Source organism: Budvicia diplopodorum, assembly GCF_009800925.1.
Taxonomy (GTDB): Bacteria; Pseudomonadota; Gammaproteobacteria; order Enterobacterales; family Enterobacteriaceae; genus Budvicia; species Budvicia diplopodorum.
In genome coordinates this window covers 93,756-117,868 of the sequence record NZ_WOYF01000008.1, presented here as the reverse complement: position 1 = coordinate 117,868, position 24,113 = coordinate 93,756, and the positions used below count along the sequence as shown (strand labels likewise).

At 51.2% G+C, this 24,113-nt stretch carries 5 protein-coding genes; all 5 read right to left on the bottom strand.

All coding sequences use genetic code 11. The annotated features are described in order from the left end of the window. Positions 1-40 precede the first annotated feature (40 nt). Positions 41-14,044: an autotransporter outer membrane beta-barrel domain-containing protein gene (locus GVI43_RS09770; RefSeq protein ID WP_159566678.1), complete on the bottom strand. Its 14,004-nt coding sequence runs from the start codon at positions 14,042-14,044 to the stop codon at positions 41-43. 1,484 nt (positions 14,045-15,528) lie between these two features. Then, on the bottom strand, positions 15,529-18,966 hold the full coding sequence (locus GVI43_RS09765) for an autotransporter outer membrane beta-barrel domain-containing protein (RefSeq protein WP_159566677.1): 3,438 nt from the start codon (positions 18,964-18,966) through the stop codon (positions 15,529-15,531). 1,046 nt (positions 18,967-20,012) lie between these two features. After that, entirely contained in the window at positions 20,013-20,228 is a 216-nt protein-coding gene (locus GVI43_RS16070) for an IS1/IS1595 family N-terminal zinc-binding domain-containing protein (protein WP_425482141.1), read from the bottom strand. Positions 20,229-20,407: 179 nt separating this feature from the next. Next, positions 20,408-21,931, bottom strand: a complete 1,524-nt coding sequence (locus GVI43_RS09760; protein WP_159566676.1) for a TolC family protein — start codon at positions 21,929-21,931, stop codon at positions 20,408-20,410. Beyond that, a complete protein-coding gene (locus tag GVI43_RS09755) occupies positions 21,924-24,110 on the bottom strand; it encodes a peptidase domain-containing ABC transporter (protein WP_159566675.1) in 2,187 nt (728 codons plus the stop codon). The genes GVI43_RS09760 and GVI43_RS09755 overlap by 8 nt, the downstream gene beginning before the upstream one ends. Between the last annotated feature and the right edge of the window lie 3 nt (positions 24,111-24,113).

The following is a 24,113-nucleotide window of genomic DNA, read 5'->3' as shown; positions in this document are numbered from 1 at the left end:
ATTTACCTACGCTATTTACCCACGGCCTTTACCCGCCGTATTACCAGCTGTATTTAACACCAAGCTGACCGGTAACCGCGGTAAAATCACCGCCTGACTGCGTGCCGATCTGGCCGGTCGCCTGCCAGTTTTTCGACACATCGGTCACCACGCCGGTTTTAATCTCACCAACGTTCTTCGGCGTACCGTTTTGTACCGAATCATTACCCATCACCACGCGCCCCACGTTCTGGTTATGCCAGTAGTTCACTTCCACAAACGGACGCACGGTTTGGCCGTTATCCATTTCGTGAACCCCGTACAGGCGAGCACCGGCGCGGGCAATATAGCCATCACCGTCATGAATACCAACGCGAGTACCGCCGTGGTCCCGGAAGCCATCGGCGTTATACCACGCGTATGCCACCTGAACCTGCGGTTCGATAAACAACCTGGTTTTTGGCTGTTCGCTCAGCATGTAACCGTAGCCGGTTTCAACAGACAGAGTAACCGCGCGAGCGTCATACTCCTCTTTCGGTAAACCGCCACCGTTAACATCGTTGCTAAACCAGCCGTGCTGAGCCCAGCCGTCTATATATGCGCCGCCCGGCTTTTTATCGTTCTGATACCACGTGCCGTACACCCCCAGCGAATAGCCGTTAACTGAACCGGATGCGCTTTTTTGATTATCGCGGCGGCTGTCTGAATCGGTGCTGGCATAGCCCCATCCGCCCATAATACCGGCATACAGCGACCCGTTTTGCGGATCGTATTGATGCAGCAAATCGGCACCAACCTGCATAACGGTCATATCAGCGGAAGTTGATAGCGCACCGCCCATGCTACCGGTGGAATGGCTGCCCATAACCCGGCCCCAACTGCTCAAACCGTCATCGATACCCTGACCACTCCCCGTATGGGTGTAGCCTTCACGGTCGCGCAGGCTCATCATAAACATCGCCAGTGAAGCCTGCATATTGCCACCGTAAATGCCCGCTTCAGGGCGCATATTGTCAGTATTACAGTTATTACAGCCGCTAGCGCCGCTACCGCCAGAGCTCAGATACCAGCTGTCGGCATTGCCGCCCGTGCCGCCACGGACTAAACGGTAGTCATAGGCACCTGCCGCAATAGTCCCCGTGGTTGAACGATAGCCAGACGAAGCCGACGACAGCGTGAAGGCCCCCCCGTCAGTGGTAGCGCCGTTAATCGCATCCACCACCAGAATACCGATATTGGTCTGCGCGCCGGTACCCTGTTGATTCAACACCACCAGATGGGTGGAACCCGTGGTATTCCCGCCGTCCAGAATCAGTCGGTCGGTCGCTGAGCCGTCATTGCCCAGAACGGTATTAATCGCCACGCTCCCGCCCGTACCGGTCATTCCCCCTCGCACCGTCAGCGTATTCCCCACAGACTGGCCGGCCAGTTGAATAGCGCCTGAGTTAGTCAGCGCCCCGGTTGTCAGATTAGATACGCTGTTATCGCCGTAACCATTAACGCCGGGTAATACGTTGTATGCCACGATGCGCCCGTTATTCACCACGTTACCGCTAATAGTACCGGTACCCGAGAGCAGGCCGTTGGTTCCAACCGCCAGATCGCCCGCCATACGGGCTCCGGAGGTCACGCGTTCGCCGACGATCAATACGCCATCGCTGACCATGGAACTACCGGTGAAGTTGCTTAGGGCCGAATCAATCCATACGGTGCCTGAACCGATTTTCTCCACGCTGCCGTTACCGCTGACGGCATTGTTGAATACCCGATCGCTGCTGGCATTAACAATAAGCTTGCCCGCGTTGTGAATAGCCGCCGTACCAACGCTGTTGGCCCCCGAGTCGGTGAGCGTGGAGCCACCGGCAATGTCAAAGGTACCGCCGAAGCCGGAGCTGTCACCCGTCAGAGCAATACTGGCACCGTCGCGTAGTTCAACCGTACCCACACCGGAGAAGCCGACCTTGGTAGTGCCAATCGGCGTTGCGGTCCACGGCGCGTGATAACCCGACAGGTCACCGAACGTCACGTTATCTGCCGCACTGACCAGCGTAATGCCGTGGGCATTATCAAACGCATTCGCAGCGTTCAGCACCAGCCGCGAGCCGCCGGTCACCTGTACCCGTCCGCTATAGCCCAGTTGAGTGCCGTTCACATGAACAATCGATGGGTCAATCACTAAGCTCCCGTTGCTGAACAACGTATTGTTGTCCACCAGCCCACCGTCGGTGCTGCCCACCGCACGCTGAGCGTCAGAGATGGTCAGAATACCGCTCAGGTTCAGCACGCCCCCGGCATAGGCCGACAGCGCACCCACGGTCTGGGAGCGGCCATTCATATCTACGCTAGCGCCGCGATTAATCGCCAGATTCGAGGTTCGCCCGAGAGCCGTGTCCGCTCCCAGCTGAAGGGTACCGGTTTGCGCTACGGTTTCTCCGGTATAATTATTGGTGGCATTAGACAGGGAAATAGCCTGCCCGTTACCGGCATTAATCGCCAGACTACCGCCGCCGGTGAGTTTGGCATTCAGGTCAGAAGCAGACACGGAGGCACCCGCCTCTGGCGCTAAGGTTAGCCGGTTCCCGGCCAGCAGGTTAAGCTGCTTCAGGCCATACCCCAAGTACAGCCCGTCATTGGCGCTGCCGAAGGTCAAGGCGTAGTCGTAAGTACCCACCGCCGCAGTAAAGCCACCTTCAACAATATCGACCTGAGCGGCATGGGTGACTGGCGCACCGGCAGCATCAACCAACGTCAGATTACCCGCCGATGAGCCCGCCGCAATACGGCTTGCCCCCACCAGCTTCACCTGAGCGTTATCATCCTGAGCCAGCAGATTAGTGCTGCCCTGCCGAGTCGGGTTGATCAGCCCGCCGGTGGCAGTATTAATGGCTATCTCGCTGGCGGCAGTCACGGCCAGCGTACCGACGGTGATACTACCTTCAGCGGCCGAGTGCGCAGGAACGCGGGTGGCGGTGAAATTTATTTTGCCACCGGCCAGCGCTAAGCCGCCGATATGCTGAATGCCGCTACCCACGGTAGTCACGTTGCCGGAACCCACCAACAGTGTGGCACCGCCCAGCGCCGCCGTATTGGTGCCCGACAGATCAAACTGGTTATCGGCCAGAGCAACGGTCCCGGTAAAGGCATTGCCGGTACTGAACGAGAAGGCATGATCGTTATTAGATACGTTCAGCCTACCGCCGCCGGTCAGTGCATTAGTAAACGCAAAGGCATTATGGCTATGCACGTTCAGAATACCGCCGCTGGCCAGATCTACTGCGCCAGAACCGAGGTTAACGCTCGAACTTGCCGTCGCTGAATCAACCGTCGCGTTACCGGAAATAGCCCATCCCCCGGCGTAACCGGTATTAATACCGGTAATCGTCGCCATGCCCGCACCGGCCACCGAGGTCACGCCGTTACCCGACAAAACGTTGGCAAAGCTTTGATCGGTACCAAAGGCCAGATTCAAGCCCTGTTGCGCACTGCCCGTTGCGGTACTGACCACCACATTTCCACCGCCGAGGGCACCAGAGTGGGTCAGCGTCAGTTTACCGCCGCTAACCGAGGTACTGCCGCTGCGGCTATTCGCCGTGCCAATCGTTAGTTCACCGCTTCCGCGCTTCGCTAAGCTACCGATACCGTTCAGCGCATTGGCTATCGTCCAGTCGGTAGCCGAATCAACAACCATGCTACCGCCGTTATTTATAGCCGCACGGCCTAAGCTGGTTTCGGCCGTTGCCGTCAGGGTAGTGCCTGCCGCCGTATTCCATGAACCGGACAGTGAATGGGTGCCAGACAGGGTTACGTTGGCCGCATTGGTCAGATTAACCCGCCCCGTACCGGCCAGCGATTTCGACAGCGTACCGGTGGCATTATCAATAGTCAGCGCGCCGATGACGGTGGTGGTGCCGGTATTACCCAGCCCTGCTACATGGCTTAAGCGAGATGAAGCCCCGGCGGCGATGGTGACGTTAGCCGCTAACCCGCTGTTAGCACCGCTCACCGCCAAGTCGTTACCGTTCAGCGCTAAGGTGCCCGCGCCGGTCAGCGAACCGGCAGAAATGCCGCCGTGGCTGATGCTCAACGCGCCACCGTTCAGATTCAGAACAGAACCCGCCGAACCGGTGAAGGTATCAACAGTTTGGCTAAAATTATTCAGATCGGCCGCCGCGCCCGAAGCAATACTCAAATTGCTGGTATTACCCAGCACGCTGTTTGCCCCCAGTTGCAACGTACCGGAAGAGACCAACGTCGTGCCGCTGTAGCGGTTTAACGAGTTAGTCAGGGAAAGGGTTTTCCCGACGCCCGCGTCAACGTCGACATTACCGGTGCCGGTCAGGGTAGCCGATAAATCGGTGGCTAACCCGCTCGCACCCAATGACGGCGTTAAGGTCAGCGTCTGGCCTGCTTCAATCGCTACGTTTTTTAGCGCATAGGCTATATACAGCCCGTCATTGGCAGTGCCGGTATTGAGGCGATAGTCGTAAGTACCGGTCGCCACTTTAGCGGTGCCGTTAGAAATATCCACCAATTTACCGTTGCTGATGGCCACGCCGTTCTGGTCAACCAACCTTAGCGCACCGCCCGCGCCGATAATCGATCCTGAGGTTCCCAGCACCGCCAGCTTAGCCATCGCGCCGCTGTCATCCTGCGCCAGAAGGTTAGTCTCGATCGGCAGAACCGACGGATTCAGCACCTTGTTTGGTACGGCCACCTGCACCGTACCGGCCCCGTTCAGGTCAAGACGTTGAGCGGTAATGATACCGTTAGCCTGAGATTGAGCAGGAACCGTCGCATCAAAAATCACGTGGCCACCGGCAAAAGACAGACCACCAATTTGTTGATTACCGTGACCAACGGTAACGACCGAGCCCGCGCCCGCGGCTAATGTGGCGTTAGTCAGCGCAACAGTATTGTTGCCCGACAGGGCCAGCGCCCCGGTTTTCAGGTCAAAAATACCGCTAAAGCTATTGCCCGCTCCAGAGGTGAAATCAAAGGAACTGGCGTTACTGGCCAGCTGTGCCGTTAGCGTACCGCTACCCGTCAGCCGATTAGCAAACGACAGATTACCGGCCGCTGGCGTCATGCTTAATGCGCTGGTTGCGCCGTTAAGATTAACCGTTGCGCTACCGAGGTGGGTCATCGCGTTGGCACGGGCGGAGCCAGAGATGTCCCAAACGCCTGACAGGGTATTGGCTGCCGTCAGGGCTACGTTGTTGCCCGAAACGATCGCCCGGCCCGCACCTGAAACCACATTATTGAAACCGGCACCGTTAAAAGCCAGAGCCAGATTGCCACCGGATGCCACGGTAACCGCGGTCGTACCCAGCGATTGATTGTTTAATACCCTGACGGTACCGCCATCGACCTGAGTACCACCGCCGAGAGTGTTGACACCTGACAGGCTCAGCTGACCGCTACCGGTTTTAATCAGTAAGCTATTGCCGTTGAGCACACCGCTGAACAGCGTATCGGCCGTACTGTTAGCGCTCAGGGTGGATGAAAGTAATACCGTTCCTGCACCAGATAAGTTATTAAGCTGCTGCGCCTTGGCGTTCATATCCAGCGTAGCGCCGCTGTTGATGGTCATGGCATTGCTATTGAAAAACACGTTAGCCAGCCCGGCCTTGGCCGTGCCCGAAGAGACCGTCGTGGCACCGGTGTAACTATTGGCACCGTTAGAAATGGTGATGGTGCTGGTCGCCGCAACGTTCAAATTGCCGCTACCGGTAATTTTAGCCTTAAGCTCGGCGGCATTTCCGGTGGCAGTACTTTCATTTAGCGTCAGCAACTGTGAGGCCTGCAGGTCAAGCTGATTAAGCTGATAGCCCAGATAAAGACCGTTACCACCATCACCCGAGGAAGAGAGGCTTTGAGTATAGGTGCCTTTGGCAACCGCACGGCCCCCTTGGGTAATATCCTGAAGAGTGGAAGCGCCCGGCGCCATGCCGTCTGCGCCAACAATCTGCAAATTAGCCACAGAACCCGTTATCACGCCGGTTGTCGCCGCCAATTGGCTAACAATACCGTCATCGGTCAGCAGCACCCCGCTGGCAGTACTGATAGCAGACAGGTCAAGCTGTACCACACCGTTGGTAAGCACTAACTCGCCAGCGCTAATGCTATCGACTACCTGACCCGTGCTATTCAGACCGGCGATTAACATACCGCCGTTAAAGTGCAGGTTACCCACCGACTGATTGCCGCTAGCCTGAACTTTACCGCCGCTATCAAGGCGCAGCGTAGCATTGGTCAAGGCAACGGATGCATTATCATCAACCGTCATCAGGCCGCCGGATACCGCCGCATTGCCGGTAAACGCGGAGCCAACGTTGGAGCCAAAGCTAAACTGGCCGGTCGAAGCACCCAGCGCAACGCTCAAAATGCCGGAGCCGGTCAGGGCGTTATCAAAAATGAAATGGTCGGAAGCTGGCGTGATGCGCAGAACGCCGGTGCCGTTAATCGCCACGCCGACGCTACCCAGACTACTGGCCAGCCCCGCCTGAGCTGAAGCCCCGTTATCCACTGACCACCTTCCGCTAAAGGCAGTATTATCCGCATCCAGCATAATATTGCTGCCCCTGATATTAACCGTACCGCCACCTGTCAGGGCATTGTCGAGCACCGAGTCAGAGAAACCGGCATGCAGGGTAGTACCCGCAGCCAACGCAATAGCGCCGCTACCCGCACCGTCGGCGTTAGCCAGAGTGATTGAACCATTGGTAAGCGCAGTACCGCCGCTATAGATCGACGTATTGCTCAGCGTTAAAGTACCGCTACCGGTTTTCAACAGCTTGCCTGAGCCCGAGATAGTACCGCCCAGCGTCAGATGATGCGCACCGGTAGTAATGGTTTGGCTACCCGTTCCCAGCACAATGCCGTTAGCCACAGACAGGCCGGTGGCATTGGCGGCCAGCGTAGTGCCGTTATTCAACATAACCGAACCGTTCCCAAAGCCACCGTTGCTGCCGATACCGATAGCCCCGGCGTTAACCATCACGCGGCCGGAAAAATCGCCCCTGCTCGCATTAAAATTAAGCGTACCGGCACCGGTTTTAGTCAGGTCGCTGCTTCCGGTCAACGGCAGATTCGCGCCAAAGGTCAGTAGCCCTGTCGCATCGGCAACGTTCAGCGTAGTAGCAGAAGCTACGTTGCCGCTCATCGCCGCTGAGCCGGCCAGCGTTAGCGCATTAGGACCAATAGCGTTAACCAGACCGTTAAACGTCATGCCGTTATGCAGAATTTGAGCCCCGTTAATCGCCTGAATGAACGAGCCATTATTCAGCGAGAGTCGGCCAACGCCGACCGGCCCCATCGATACCCCGCCTAACGCATCGACAGCGCTTGATGCGCCAATCTGGAGCATTCCGCCATCAACCGTCAAACCGTTGGTAAAATTCGAAGCACCGGAGAGCAATGCCAGAGTACCAACGCCGGTTTTAGTTATCGAGGTATTCGGACCGGTGATGGCCCCGCTCAGCGTCAGGAAGCCGCTACCGTTCTCATTGATCGTCAGCATGCGTTTTAGATTCAGCTCACTGGCAATCGTCGGTGAAGCATTGCCAATCAAGCGGATTAGCGAGGGCTGGTTTGCATCGCCGGTATCTAACGTAATTGCTCCGCCGCTGAGGGTAAAGGCCTGACCACCGGTGCTTTCAAATGATATTGACCCCACGGTTACGCCACTGCCGGTCGAAATGGTCTGGCCATTGATCGACGTATCCAGGTCGGTAAATATCGCGGCATCGCCTACCGAGTTCGGCGAACCGACGTCAGTCCAGCTATTCGCCTGCCACTGGCCGTTCGCGGTATTGACGGTACCTTTCCAGATGTAGGCATTACCCAGCGGCACCAGTTCGATTTGGCCATTTGGGTTAATTAGAGCCTTAGCGCCCGGCGAATAACCGCCGGTAAACCAGACGTTATACAGTTTTTGACCATCGGTCAGGCCGCTGGTAACCCGAAACTGGTCCGCGCCGCCGCCGGATCCGGCCAGACCGCTCCAGTTATCTAAACTCAGGGTTAGCGCCGAATGACCAACCGATTTACCGTCAGACGACAGGTCGAGTGAACCGACGGTAACGATGCTGCCGGCGCTGCCGAAATCAATATGGCTGTCGGCATTGAGCACCAGCGCCATCGATGGGCTAAAGGTTTGGTTCAGGCCGTTAACCGCCAACGTACCGCCGTTCATACTCAGTTGACCAACGCCAGCGACCAGATTGGTATTGGTCAGCGACAGGGTAGCATTCGAGTTCAGCACCAGTTCCGGAGCCGCCAGCTTAGCGCCAACCCACGTGGTGGTACCGGCCCCGTCTTTAATCAACTGACCGGAAGCCGCGATAGAACCGGTGGTATTGGTGCCGGTAAACAGCGAATTGCTGTCAAACAGCGTTCTAATATTGCTGCCGCCGCTAATCATCAGGCTACCGGCATCGTTCATATTCATGCCTAAGCCAGACAGCCGGACGGTCGAACCATCGGTGGTCGCAATGCGCACGGTGCCGCTATCGATAATTAGTCGGCCCGTACCGAGGTAATTGTGGTCAGCGTCGAGAACGCCGGTAGTCACATCGCCCACGGCGGTAGCTAACAGCGTGGCCTCACCGGAGTTAACGCGGATACCATCGGATATTTGGTTATTCGCGTTCTTCAACGCCATGGTGCCGCGGCCAAGCAGCGTGATACCGCCTTTGGTTGCCGCATCCGCATCGATAAACCGGGACTCTACTGACAAAATAGCCGCCGCATCGTGGCCGGTAACGGCCCAGTCTAGCTTACCGTTACGCAGGGTTATGGTTGGCGTATCGAGGATCAGCGTGGTGGCATCTCCGGCGCGGGTAAATGCAGAGGTACTATTGTTCAGACTAATCGGATTAGAAACCCGACGGGAAGCGATGAGGCTACCGGTATCGCTGTAGGCAGAAAGCGTACCGCCGTTCCAGTGATAAGTACCAATGCCCAGTGCGCTACTGAGTAAACCGGAACCCTCTTTAACCGAATCGACCCCGACCTGAATGGTACCGAACTGATGATCAACTCTGCCGCTAAACGTATTTGCGCCTTCCAGCCGCAAAATACCATCGCTTGCGTAAACGCTTCGACTTCCCTTTTGAAGCCCGCCGCTACCGGCCAAAACGTGATCTTTGCCAAAAACAACCAGAGAAGACGCGCCCGTTTGAGCCAGACTAAATATGTTGGTAAGCGTACTGATACCGCTATAGTCAAATTTAATGTAACCATTCATGGTGGTACCATTGGCCAACGTCAACCTGTTATCGAAAACCAGCGGTGATGACTGGCTGGCATTGGTGGTGGCCAAAACGCCAAACGTTCCACTCTCTAGGGTCAAAAGCCCGGAGCCAAAAGCCCGATCGTGAGCCACGCTCACGCCGCCGCGGTTTAAGGTAAAGCCGCCAGAAAAGTCGTTACCCGTACCATTCAAATAGATAAAACCTAAGCCATTCTTATAAAGATGACCGCTTCCTGTCACCCTGCCGTTTAAATTCAAGGCAACGTTATCCGTTTGTGTATAAATGGCATTGGCGCTGGAATAGACGTTAATGGTTTTGCTGCCGCTCGCTAAGGTGACAGGACCGTTCAACGTTAGCATTCGCCCGACGCTTGTCGACGCGTCGACGATGCCGAGGTTGGTATCTTTTTGCAACATCAGATTACCGGCTAGGGTAACCGGCCCGTCGACGGCCAGTGAGCCGCCGCGCGTTTCCAGCGAGTAGGTTTTATCGCTGTTGTCACCAATGGTTAAGCCTCCGGTGCCAAATAAAGAACCATTGCTATTCAGCTGAATCAGTGAGGCATCCTGCCATAAAAAACCACCGGTATAGGTATTGGCTGAACCGCCCGATAAACGCAGCGTACCGGCTCCGGTTTTAATGATGTCACCGCTACCGGCAATGCGACCGGACCAGTCCAGATAACCGGCGGTATTCGCCACCGTATCCGCATAGGCTAGCGTACCGGCCAGATGGCTATTGGCGGAAAAGGTTACCGTGTTCAGGCCCGCGTGGCGGAACCGACTATTGGCACCGTTACCGTCAAAGGTCAAAACCCCGCTACCGCCCAGCGTGAGAGACTGACCAGAGCTCGATTCAATATTCAAACGACCAACGGAGTAATCGGCATCAACGTTGATAATTTTGCTATTTAAGCTGCTATCGGCATCTCGAACGGTGGCGCTTTTGCCCGCACCATCGGGCACCACGCCGGTTAGCCAGTTACCGGCGTGGCTCCAATTATTGCTAACCCCGGAGGCCCCGCTCCATTCGTTGGTAACCAGCCCCTCAGGCTGCAGGGTCCAGAAACCTCCATACCGCGAAGTAGATAAAACAGAGCCAGACTCATAGCCGGTAAAGGCGATATTAGATAGCTGAGCGGAAGTAAAATCAGGATTAGCCGAAAAGCGCACATAGGTACTCCCCGCCTGCGTCCAGTCCTGCCCCTCATTTTGCAGAGTCAAAATTTTGCCATCGACCCAGTCGGCGGCTCCGCCAGCAACCGATGAAAAGGTCAAACCGCCGCTGCTACCCAGCAGTAACGAAGAGTCGTTACGTAAGTAAAGCTTGCCCAGACTGTCGGTAAAGTTATTGGCATTCAGCGCCCCGCCGTTAAGCACAAAGTTGCTGGTCGACGCAATTTGATTATTGGCGCTAAGCTGTAGAACGCCGCCGGTTAAATAAATATTATCGGCGGCGAGGCTGGTAACGCTACTATCCAGAATGGTGGTGCCTGAACCCGCTTTGGTAAAGCTCGACAGGCCGGAAATCACCCCGTCGTTACCAGAATAAACGCGGCTAGCGCCGGTTAAGTTAGTTGAAGTAGCAACGACAATACCCGGCATATTGACCAAAGCAGTACCATCAAACGTTAAATCACCGGCAACGGTTAAGGTTCCTTTTGAGCCAGTTCCACCGTCAAGCGTTCCGCTGGCTAAAATAAAGGCACCGCCATTGAGAAATTTGAACTGCCCTTGATTATTCAAGTTCAGAACAGAATCCGATAGTGAGCCTGCATAGCCCGCGCTGTTAACCGAAATGGTAGCTGAACCAGTAGCTGAACCAACCGAAACGTCGGCCGAGCCAAGATAGTTATGGCCCGCGTTAAGCTGCCCAAGGGTTAAATCACTGCTTAAGGTGGTGAACAGCGTACCGTTTATGGCACTCAGCCCCCCGCCAAACGTGCCGTTCGGGCTAAGAATCTCTAAGGTTCCGCTACCCGACTTGATTAGCCCGCCGCTGCCGGTGAAGTTAACGTCAGCGCTAAAGGTGGTTGATGCTATTTCGCCGGGCACCACCGATAAACCATTGGTATTAATGGTGTGAACGGCATCGAGTACCAGATCGCCTGCGTGGGTAAACCGCACGTAGTCAGCGGTAAAATCACCGGCAATATCAAGCCGATTATTAATGGAATATTTATTGGTATTAAACTGGGTACCAATAGCGCCCGACTCGATGCGTAAATCTCCCGTCCCCAGATTGTTATTACTATAAACGAGAATCTGCCCGGACCTCAGCGTTATGCCACCGTTCCATGCTGCTGCCGCTAAAGCCGCTCGGGTAAAACGCAGCTGGCCGCCGTTGACAATAACGCGCCCATTACCGTTGAGGCTGGGCCCGCTAAAATAAATGATGCCATTTTCGGAATTCACGACAACATCGTTGTTGAAAACCATATCCGTGCCGAATAATAACCACACGTTATTCGCCGCCGTTGCCGTAATATGGGATACGCCACCGACAGCGCCACTATCAAAAATCAGGGTTCCGTTGGAAATCCGCAGCGACCCTCTGCCGGATGAAATACTAGAGTCACCGATAATGGAACCAACGGTGCGCGTAGCGCCGGCTAGCGAAACGGTTTTACCGACCAGATTACCGGCCTTATTGCCAAAGGTGACCGCCGCCCCGGTGTGGTTTGGCACGTTATAAGCATCGTCGCCCACCCAGTTAATGCCGCTATTCCAGAGACCGTCGTTGGCCGTTCCTTTCCATTCCGATGAAATATTTGCTACCGGCAGTAGCTCATTATCAACCTGAACGGCACCTTTCCCATACCCCTGAAACCACACTGAGCTGAGCTGTTCGGCATTGGCCAGGCCGTTAATCAGCACGCGGTCAAATGACGAAGTCAACGATCCATCCCAACCGCTGATGCGCAGTGCACCGGCGGTACCGGTTAACGCGCCCAGTGAAATAGTATTGGCCGTTGAAGACGCACCGCCCATATCCAGCGTCAATTGGCCATTGGTGATTGAGTTGATGCCCGAGTAAGACTGGTCATAGCCGTTAAAATTCAGGATAGAACGGGTATCATCTAGCAGAAACAGCTTCGCTCGGCTGGAAAGCTGATTAGTCTGATGCAGATTAACCGTACCGCCTCCCAAATTAACGGTATTGGTCACGATCGCCGCATCGCCCAGATCTAAAACCCCTCCCAGCGCCGACAGGCTCGACACGCCCAACCCCGTCAGGCCGCTTTGAACCGTTGCCGTACCGCCACCGGTTTTAGTCAATCCGTTTAGCCCATTGATATTGCCCGTACCGTTAATTTTCTGGGCGGTTGCCGAGCTAAGAATTAAATCGATACCCGACTGGCCGATGGTTGAACCCGGCATAAAGGTCAGGTCTTTACCGATGGTCATTGCCGCCCCAACTGCGTGCAGGAAGCTAGCGTTGCCCAAGGTAACCGAACCGGTGAAATTCAAAGCGCCTTTAGCCGCGCCGGTACCAAAATCTAGGGTGCCGCCTGAAAGCGTTACCGCAGCGCCGTTAAGCACATTGATTTTTGCACCGTTAATGGCACTGATACGGCTGCCAGCAAAATTTACCGTTCCATCAGCAGCCGCGTTAATATTCAACGCGGAGGAGGAATCGGTCAGACTGATGTCGCCGGTTCCTAACATATGGTTAGCGCCGTCGGTAGCGCCGATAACTAGATTGTCAGTAAAAGAGCCGGTATTAACGATTCCTTGTTGAACATTCAGCCCGCCCGCAAAGGTATTATTTTTTGATTCAAGAACCAGAGAACCATAGCCATTCTTAACCAGGCTGCCTGCGCCCTGTAATGCAAAAGCGGAGCCCAAATCCAGCGTGGCAACGTTACCGGTATTCAGCGTGAGCACGCCGGTTAATGGTGAATTCTGGCTGGCTGACAGGGTCAGGGTTTTACCTGAACCCAGCACGGAAAAGCCATCGTTGAGCGCCACTTGGTTGCTCAGGGTTCGGCTGCCGGACGACACGTCAAATATCGGGTTACCACCGTTAGCCAGCACAATGGTTGAAGTACCAAATGCCGCGTTGTTACCGACGATAATGGTACCTGCATCGAAATTGAAATTATTCGCAAAGGTGTTTGCCGCATTCAGTGCCAGCGTACCTACGCCATTTTTGGTGACTAACGCGGTATTGGCGATTACACCGTTAGCCACAATCTTGGTATTGATACCCGAGTCAAAAATCAGGCTATTAGCACCACCATTTAGCGTGCCGCCCAGCGTCAGATTAGTCCCGTATGGGCTGGTATTGCTGATATGTAGGTTATTTTCACTGGTGATAGCGGAGTTAATGGTCACAGCCCGGTTACCAGACAGTGATATCAGAGAATCTGCACCGGCGTTGTTAAAGTTCAGCGTGCCGCCGCTCAGGGTAAACGCCCGCAAAGAGCGATTATCAATACCCCCTACAGCCAGACTACCCAGCGTAAAGGTCGAAGAACCCAGAGAGAGGGTTTTACCGTTGAGGCTTGCATCGCCGTCAACAAACTGCACCTGCAGACCAGCCGCATTAGGCGTGCCCATCGGAGACCAGTTGGCCGCCGTTGCCCATTGAGAATCGACTCCGCCGATCCAATCGGTAGCCGCATTCGCATTGCCGCCAATAAGCATCACTCCACCGCTTAACGCGCCGAAAAGTACGTTTCGGGCAGAACCACCCATAGCGCTATACGCCTCTGGCCGCCCCTTGCGGGCAGAATTCAAAACCATTGCCAACGCGCTGGCCAGACGATTAAATGAAAATGTAGCATTAGGCCCGAGGCTATTCTTCATGTGTCATATCCTATAAACAAATATAATCGTGCGGCCGCGCCGGCACGTAAAAAAGCATTTTTCTTTGCTGTACCAACTTTCTTTGCCGTACCAACCAATGGAGTTATTTACCCGTCTCTATTTTTATATCGTTAGGTCGGTCTATTAGTCGGTCAAAGTAACGTTAAGCGAAGGAAGATAAATATCATTCCAAAGAATTAACAACCAAGAAGTTAAATAAGAAACGCTTAATAGCCCCTTAAGCAGAAATAAAAAATTTAGAGCGAATAGGCACGATAGCTTCAGGCCAGATTGCTCATATAAACGGCTTGAAATCAAATTTACGAAAATATTTTCTAAATAAGTTTACCTACGCATCAATGCGTTACCCGCTATCTCTACAGGTGCTACATTGAACTGTTTGCTACCGTTTTTCAACCCTCAATTTCCTTAATCATAATTTAATCCTTAAAGCGACCCACACCAAAAACATGAGATAGATTATAGCCTTATAAAAACCCATCAATCAGGCTTATTCAATTATTTAACGAATGAAATTATATTTTTATGCCAAAATAAATATATATTAAGGATATAAAAACCAAGATATAGATTAAAACCGATAGAGCTAATATAAAAACACCGACAGAATTCAGATAATTATTAATTTTAATGTTCACTCTTAATGAACAATGAAGTCATTACATGATTAAAATATGAATTAAATCCTAGAATATTTTTATCTTAAAATAGAAATATTATTAATTAACCAATTAAGTCGTTAAGGTAATTATGTTCCAATAATAGGTTATAGGTTCTCGTTACTTTTATTTCTAGTCGCTCGCCAGAAATTAAATATATTGCCTGATTCCCTTAATCTCTCGATTCTTTAATTGGCCTCACCGCGCTACCTGTATACTGGAGTTCATCAATCAATTTACGACGACATGCAAACAACAAAACCCCGTAATTCGGGGTTTTGTTGTTGCTGACAACGAGGTTTAATCTGCTTTCAGCGTAAGCTTCGTCCGCGAAAAAAACGTCAAAATATTAACTTTTCATCGAGGCCTAGGATTAACTCTGTTGAAGAATAAATAATTAACCGTTGGGTTTGTCATCAATAAGAAACGCCGGAATACGGGGTTTCTTACCATTACGTTATACAAGTGCGATAAGAGAACAGATTCAAACTCCGCCTCAATGTGTACCCGATTATTTATTAAATAGTCGATCCGTCTCGAACAACCTTCATGTAGTTTCAGTCTGTTACTTCCCGTTTATGGGAGAAAGATCTCATGGTTAAACGTATATCTGATGAGGGCACGGATGCTGGTAGCCAGTGTTTTTGTGACGGACGAAATATCAGTAAAAAATACCGCTACCGCCGGGAGCATAAAAAAAATCCGGCAAAATGAATATTCGCCGGATTTAAGCAGGATGCGGGTTGGCATGATTCAGACCATCAAATCTAAACGCCGTACCGCTGGTTAAGCCGTTTTAGAAAATTACCAGTTAACTCTCACACCAAGGTTGCCAGAGAAACCGTGCATATCTTCATCAAGACCTTTCTTATATTTAATATCAGCATATAGAGTGGTGTTCTTGGTGAGATCGCCGGTAAATCCACCGCCGACTTCGCCCCACTGAGAGCTGTAATTCTGATCGAAAGTAGTATTACTCACCGACACGTCCGGTGAACGGCCAATAACGTTCAGCAAATCTGCGGTGATGTAAGGGTGTACGTTCGATGTCGCTACGCTGTCATAGCCGATACGCGCACCTAACCGGGCTATCCCTGAGCTATCGTTAGTCGCAGATACCCCTGCAACGCCGTCATTGATGTCGCCTAAGTGCAAGTATTGGTATATCACCTGCGCCTGAGGTTCAATAAACCATCCGCTGGTATGTTTAAACGGTTTACCGATTTCAACCGACAGCGTCATACCGTCACCGCTTTGGCTGGCCGTATCGCTATAAATGCTACGGTAGTCGTTGTGATAATGGGTATATTGAGCCACCGTATCGATGTAAGAGCTGTCTGCCGTATAGCGAGTAAAGTATGCGCCAACGCCATAGCCTTTTGAGTTCACATTACCCGTGTTTACAGCACGCCCAAAGTAACGACTGCGAGAACCATCTTGCGCGTTGGTAGTGACCTGACCAACGGTTGCGGTAACGCCCGCGTGAGTTCTGGCACCTGACTCACTGTAAGCCTGATATAAATCGCCCCCGAACTGAGCAAACCAGGTTTCTGCATCGTAGTTAAACCGGCCAGAGCCTGACTTAACTCGGCCACCGCTGATTCGGCCCCAGGCTCCCTGATTAAACTCTGCGTTTTTACGCAGATTTTCTTGGTCGCCAACGCGTTCGTGCAAGGTTCCGACCGTATCAAATCCATACATACGACTAATATAGGAGCCTACAACATAGCCCGGAACTGATGGGTTATAAGATACCGGCGAAGGCGATGAATCTGAGGCAGCCTGTGAACGCAGGTACCAGTCATCCCGATCGTCAGCTCCGCCCTGATACAGCAAGTATTCATAAGCACCGGCGGTAACAGGATTAGCCAACGTTACCGATGTTCCGGTGGTGTCGCCGTCCAGTTGAGCAACTTTAATACCGTCGTTAACGGTTTTTGCGCCGGTACCTACGGTATTATTCACCAGAAGCTGATAGCTACCGCTGGCGTTACCCGTGACGTGTAACAGATCTGAATGCGTATTGGTGCCACCGTCATTGAGCTCAGTATTAACAATAAATTGGCCATTGCCGCTTAATGAGCCGGTGGTTAAAGTTTTATAGTTCACGCCATCACGAACAAAATGGACCTGACCATTATTAATCTGCAGGCCATTCGTTAATCCAGTAATGGTCGATGACTTCGTCATATTCCACTGTGAATTACTGAGGTTCGCTGAAGTTACGTTTGTCATTCCACCGGTAACGACAGAATTGTTGGTTGCAGTGAATGTCAGTGCATCCGTGCTCGCCGCCGGGGTGAAAATAACATCACCGCTCAATTGAGAATTATCGAGCTGAGCGTTCAGGTTAGATGAAGCATCGATTGCGCCCTGAATCGCAGAACCATTAACCGCACTGAACGAGGTGTTACCGGCGGTTGAGGTCAATAATGCGGCTTCGCGACCCACTAACTGGCTGTGGTTCAGAGAGATAATACTGTCGCCGGGTTCAACATAGATGCCCTTTGCCGTATCACTTTTCAGAACGGTATTGTTAAGCGTTAATAAGGCGGTACTACCATTAATCACTCCGCCGGAAATCCGCGCGCCATCGGCCTGACTGCCCTGAGCCTGAATTTGGCTGTCTGTTAGCGTAACTTGGCCACCGCGCAGTAGCGTAATGGCGTGAGCCGATCCTCCGCTGGTGACCACATTCAGGTCGCTACCGACGATTTTGCCTTGCTGACTAATGCTATACAGGCCATAAGCATCCTGGCCTGAAGTGCTAATTATCGCTTTGACAATATTCACAATGGACTGGCTGCTTGGATCAATATCACCCGTTCCGGTAAAGTCCTGCAAACTATTGCTGCAGTCTAGCCCGTCACCGTGCAGCGAACAGGCTTCTACGCCAAACCCATTTTTACCTGATGTACTAATAAGAAGGGTGTTAACGCCATCGCCGGCATTAATCACGGAGTCATTTATACCCAGACCTCTTACCTGGGCCAGTAAGCCTATAGCATGATTACCTGAAGTTTGAACTGAACTCACACCGGTCAAATTGACAACACCACCAAACTCAGCAACCACGGCAGATGCGGTATTTCCAGTTGGTTCCATTGCACCAAAAGTGTTAATGCTCAGGTTATTGGCATTGATAATGCTGCCTGAATTAAACGCATCGAGTCCGTAGGCACCATCACCATGGGTAGTAATTTTGGAATCTTGAACCGAGGCGGTGGTGTCCTTGATTCTTACTCCTGCTGATAATAACCCCTGAGTTTCAACCGTTGAATGGTCAATACTGAATGATGAACCGGCAGAGGCCACGCGAACACCGTCGCTGTTTACGCCGGTGGTTTTAATCTTTCCGCCAGAGAATATAGCGTGCCCGCCCTGCTCGGTGTAGCTACCAAAAGCCACATCTCCCGTGGTGCTAACGTCTAAACCCGATGCAACAACTTTCCCGTCGGTGCTAGCATGAAGCGTGTGGCTATAGCCACCGCTAGTGCTGATGCTGCCATTATTAAGATCGGCCAGGCTGCCGCTCCCTTTGGCATATGCGCCATTAGCACCAAAGCCATGGGTAGTAATTGCTATATTATCAATGTCTGCAATGCCGCCATTCTCGACTTGAATAGCAGAAGCCACATCGCCGAAGGTAGTCATCGTAGTATTGCTGAGCGTCTGCTTAGACGGGGTAGCACCAGAACTCAAGATATAAGCGCCATAGGCCTGATAACCATGAGTTTCAATATTCAGATTATCACCGGTCAGGGCTCCCGTACCGCTGGTCTTAATACCATGAGCAAGGTAACCCTGAGTAGTAATATTGCCGTGGTTAACGGTCGCAATACCATTTAGAGCTAAAATACCGTGTGCGTCATAGCCGCCGGTGTTGATGACAAGATTCCCGGCCGTGAGGGTCGCAGCGCCGCCGGTAGCATCAATATACAGGCCGTTAGAACTCTGGCCTTGAGTTGAGAGCGTTAGCCCTCCGTCGGCAATAAAATTACCATTATTAGAGATTTTTACGGCAGAGGTATACGCGGTGCTGCCGGTATTTTCAGTAACACCAGCAACCGCATGAGTCGTAGAGCCATTGACAACAATTTGTGCAAACGCGCTATGGGTACCGAGAATAATAAGCCCAATTGCAGCGGCTAATTTGGTGGGTTTGGTTGCTCTATTCTGCTTAGTTTTTCTAGATTCCAAACTGAATCGTTCTAATGTCAACGTCCATATCGATTTAGACATATCATTCCTTTATTTATCCATTAATAATTGAGTGTGTTAGCTTGATGATTTAACAACATGTTACTTATATAATTAACGTTCTATTTCATCTTTATTTACATCTAAATAAAGCGTAATTAATAGCACGTAAATCGCTAACGAAACCGGGGGTTTACTAATAAAAACCAACAAGAAAATCATTCTTTAGCTTATAAAAACCAGATTTAATAGTAACGAGCAATTATACATAACAAAAGCACTCACTCAACCATAAGATCGCAATATATGAATTTATTGGTATAATATACTGAAAAATTGCGTAAAATCCAGACGAATTGGATAATAAATTCAATTATTCCATTTAAACCAGAACCAAAGATCGATAATAGACAAATAGTCAGAACTTAAATCTAACATTAGCTTTTGGCTTAAATTAAAGAGTTAGAGTCATATAAATAAAATAATTTAAATCCAATTTAAACATCCAAGAAGTAATTAAATAAAAAGGTGTCAAAGAAATACCAATATCTGCTGTTAACTATCGTAAATTGATTATATAGAGGTGCAATAAGGTATGATGTCGAGGATGATATCATTATGATTTACTTTATTTTGTTAAGTCAGATTGGATTAGATAGGCCAAGAAAGTACTCATTATGACAATCTAGAGACAACAACCAATAAAAATCGACCGCGCCCAAGGCCGTTTACTTTCAGCAGCAATATGAATATTCGGCGCATCAGATCGGGTTTGTCTAACATACCCGGAGAAAGGACATTTTGGCACCGTGGAAATAATCGCTCCACGGTGCGATATGACTATGGTATGGGGTATGGGGTATGGGGTAGCGGGCAATTATCTGCCCGCTACCGTTCAAGGTGATGCGCTCATTACGATAACATTACCGCGACTACCTTTAATGCTCTATAAGCTCAATAATATGTTATCCAACTTATAGGAATTAACTCTGTCGACCAGTTGGCTTTAATCACTAAACTGAAAAACCAAAATAAGCATCACGCTCTTTTCCACCGATTAATAGAATCGGGCGAATTAATTAACGCGCTCAACAGACATCAGAGAGCGCCACCGCATCATGGATAGGTCGATCAAGCTTTTGCTCTTCACTTTTCTGTTTATACATATGATAAATATATTTAACCTGAAAAGTTTTTTGGCATTCACAACAAAAATATCGCTGGAGCCCCGAGCGTGCTTTACCATGCTTACGAACGCCGCGCTTCTCACTGCAATAGGGACAATCAGGCAAACCCCTTTTCATATTAACGCCTCCATAATAATCAGAATAATTGGTTAATCGTGCGTGCTATTTATCGCCTTTGCCCAATAGGGTCATTGGCATTGGCCGGAAATGAAAATAGATTTCACAGATAGACCAACAGGTTACTAAACTCACTGAAATCTACAGTCGATAGCCAGCTATCTCACTGTCATTCAGCGTTATTGCCCTAACGTAGAAATACTTAATTGCCCAAGGCTAGACGCTAGCCCCAGCCGGGCTAAATGCCAATCCACTAACATATTGACGTTATTCATTTCGGCTTCAGAAAGGTTATTCTGGGTATTCAGTAATTCCAGAATACTTCCCACCCCGGACTGATAACGACCTCGGGCAATGTCATAGGCTCTGCGCGAAGACTTCACGAGCTCACGCATAGTTTCTAAATTATTTTGTGCCGTAGAGAGACGTTGATAGGTCTCCCATACGTTCAGTGCCACATCCTGCTGAGTCTGTAACAGCTGGTTTTTACTGGAATCCAGACGATTTTGAGCGGTACGAATATCGTTGTACTGGCTAAAACCGCTAAAAATGGGCACTTTTACATTCAGGCCGACATAGAATTCATCGGTTTCATAGCCGGGACCGTACTTAGGGCGGTCGTTACCCATCCGGGAAGTCAAATAGACCGAAGGCAGTAATCCTCGCTGGGCCTGAGACAGCGCTTTCTCGGAGGTTTCAATCTGTTGTTTCGCCGCCAGTAGCTGCGGATGCTGGTTCAGCGCTTTACCAATCATCAGGTTAATATTCTGCAAACTAAGCGCTGACGGATCGCGGAGACTATTCTCAAAGCGGATGTTTTTTGTGATGTCTTTACCCAGAATTGACGCCAGCGACCCCATGGCAATATTCAGTTCGCCTTCGGCCTTAATCCTATAGTTTGTCGCTGAAAGCGCGGCATTTTTCGCCTGAAGCTCGTCGGCCAGTTCCCCTATTCCAGAGGCATGCTTACCCTGAGTAACCTGCAGGCTTTTATAAGACATCAGCTCAATATCACGGGCCGCATCCAGATAGGCCTGTGCGGCAATCACGGCAAAATATTTTTGTGCCGCATCCAGAACGATATCCTGTAAGGATGATTGCGACAGTAATTCAATCGCCTGTAGTTCGCTTTTGGCCTTATCAACGCCAGCTTCACGCTGGCCGAAGTCAAACAGTAGCCAGCTCAGCTCTAGCGTGTGCGTCCATGACTCTTTATCAATATCAACGGTCTGTTGGTCAACGTGGGTCCGGTTTTCACTGTGATTGAACGATGAATTCAAATCGACGGTGGGCATATAGCCCGCGTAGCTTTTGTCTCTGGCAATCTGATACTGGCTTAAGGTTAACCATGTTTCTTTGGCTTTCGGGTTATTACATATGGCCAATGCCACTACGTTATATAAGCTGAGCGACGTTTTGGCTGACGTGTCAGTCAGACAAAAATCCTCCCTGACGGGCTCCGGCTTGGTCAGTAAAATATCGTTACTCGGCTCAGCGGCTGGCGGTACTTTTACCTGCTCCAGCGTCAGGGATGGGTCAGGCAGTCCGTGGGGAAAGCGATCGGTTATCGGCTTTGCACTATTTATCGAAACCGGCTCAGATAGCCGGTCGACTAAGCTAATCATGGCCTCTTGACTCGCGGCCACGCCGTTCAGTGGGCCGCAGGCCAGATAAATCACGCCAACGTACGCCAGCTTATTCATCGCCTATCTCCTTCTGTTCGACGGATTCAGGCGCTTGGTCGATTTGTTGGGTACCGAACAGCTGAGCGGGAAGTAACTCTTGAGATACCGTTCCGTTTTCAATCACAATAATCCGGTCAACCATCGCCAACGTTTGTGGACGGTGCGCAATGATTAGCCTGGTTATCGCTAACTGGCTTACCGCACCGTTTACCCGTTGCTCAAGATCCACATCCAGATGGCTGGTCGCTTCATCCAGAATTAGCAATAACGGCCTTTTATACAGCGCCCGGGCCAGTAAAATCCGCTGTTTCTGACCGCCCGATAACGCCCCCCCCATATCGCCCACCAGCGTGTTGTACTGCATGGGCATCTGTTCAATATCATGATGAATCGCCGCCATTTGCGCGCATTGGTACACCCACGCTAAATCAACCTGGCGATCAAAAAAGGTAATATTTTCAAGAATTGAACCGGCAAACAGCACATCGTCTTGCAAGACCGTGGCGCTAAAGCGGCGTAAATTGTCCACACCAAGCTTGCTCAGGCTAATGCCGTCAATCAGGATGTCACCGGAATTCGGTTCCAGACTCCCGCACAGCAGTTGGCTTAAGGTGGTTTTTCCACAGCCGGAAGCACCGGCCAACGCCACGCTCTCACCGGGGTTAATTACAAAAGAGGCGTTTTTAATCACATCAGGCTCATGCTCTGAGTAGTGAAAGCTAACCTGCTGGTATTCCACGCGAGGCGGAGTGGTCTGTGTCACCAACTGGGTGGAATCCACCTCGGCTTCCGGCGGAGTCATGACGATATCCGCCAGACGCTCGGTCTGAATACTGAGCATCTTTAACTCAAAGAACTTATCAATCAGACTGCTAACCCGGCTGCTGAACTGGCCTTTGTAGGCCATAAAGGCCATCAGTACGCCAACGGTGAAGGTCTGTTCCATCACCATCGAGGCACCCAGAGCCATAATCACTAAATTCTCAGCGCCAAATAAAATGCCGTTAAGCTGCTGGTAGTAAATTTGTAGCTTCTGCGCCCTGACGCCGGAATTGATCTGGCGGACTAACAGCGCCAGCCAGTCCGATGTGCGCTCGCTCTGGCGTTGAAATAGTTTGATCGTTCTGACGCCGCGAATAGTCTCTAAGAAGTGGCTTTGCTGTTTAGCACCGTGAATAATTTGCTCTTCGGTGGCCATTCGCAGCGGGCGATACCATAGGATGCGGCCAACAATATATAACAGCATGGTGACGAGATTGATGGTGGCCAGCAGTGGGCTATAAACGTACATCATGATCAGCGTCATTATCGTCATCAAGCCGTCAAGAATGGCGACAAAAAATGAGGACGATAGCGTCGACTGAATGGCATCGATGGAACCGAAGCGTGAAACAATATCGCCCAAGTGACGCTTTTCAAAATAGCTAATGGGCAGGCGCATCAGGTGGCGAAATACGCTATCGCGCCACTGTAAACTGATCGAGGTAGAGATATACATCATCACCCAAGCTCTGACCGCCGTGATCAGTTGCTGAACCAGCATCATGAAGCCAAAGCCAACAATCAGCGTAGTCAGTAGATCTTTATCATTCGAGATAATCACATAGTCGATGGTCCACTGGGTGAGCAAGGGTGAGATTAACCCGAACACCTCAATAGCCAGCGCCAGAACCAGTACCTGAATAAAGCTGCTTTTTAGCCCGCTAATTTTACCGATCAGATCGCTGAACCGGACTCGGCGTTTTGCCTGTACCGGTTTGAATCCTTCATCCGGCCATAGCTCAACCGCAACGCCGGTGAACGATTTAGAGACTTCTGGAAACGTTAGCTCGCGGGCACCAAATGCCGGATCGTGAATAATGCACCGGTTTCCCTTGATGGCTTTAAGCACCACGAAATGGGAAAAATCCCAATGCAGAATACAGGGCAGCTTTAGCTTACTCAGGTCTTCCATCTCAAGGCGCAGTGAGCGATTAGCCAGATTCATCTGTCTGGAAATCGTGAGTAGCTGGCTCAGGTTCACGCCTTTTTGAGAAACGCTGAATTTTCCCCTGAGAGTAGCCAAATCGATGCTATAACCATAATAGCCGGCAACCATAGCCAGACAGGCTAGCCCACATTCAGCCGTTTCCGTCTGAATAATAGCCGGTAGCCGCTGACTGACTAAGCCGAAATTAATTTTACTCACAAAACTCATTCT

Excerpts from the sequence above, each read along its gene's own strand:
- GVI43_RS09770 (WP_159566678.1), bottom strand. The coding sequence starts at position 14,044 with ATGAAGAATAGCCTCGGGCCTAATGCTACATTTTCATTTAATCGTCTG.
- GVI43_RS09765 (WP_159566677.1), bottom strand. The coding sequence starts at position 18,966 with ATGTCTAAATCGATATGGACGTTGACATTAGAACGATTCAGTTTGGAA.
- GVI43_RS16070 (WP_425482141.1), bottom strand. The coding sequence starts at position 20,228 with ATGAAAAGGGGTTTGCCTGATTGTCCCTATTGCAGTGAGAAGCGCGGC.
- GVI43_RS09760 (WP_159566676.1), bottom strand. The coding sequence starts at position 21,931 with ATGAATAAGCTGGCGTACGTTGGCGTGATTTATCTGGCCTGCGGCCCA.
- GVI43_RS09755 (WP_159566675.1), bottom strand. The coding sequence starts at position 24,110 with ATGAGTTTTGTGAGTAAAATTAATTTCGGCTTAGTCAGTCAGCGGCTA.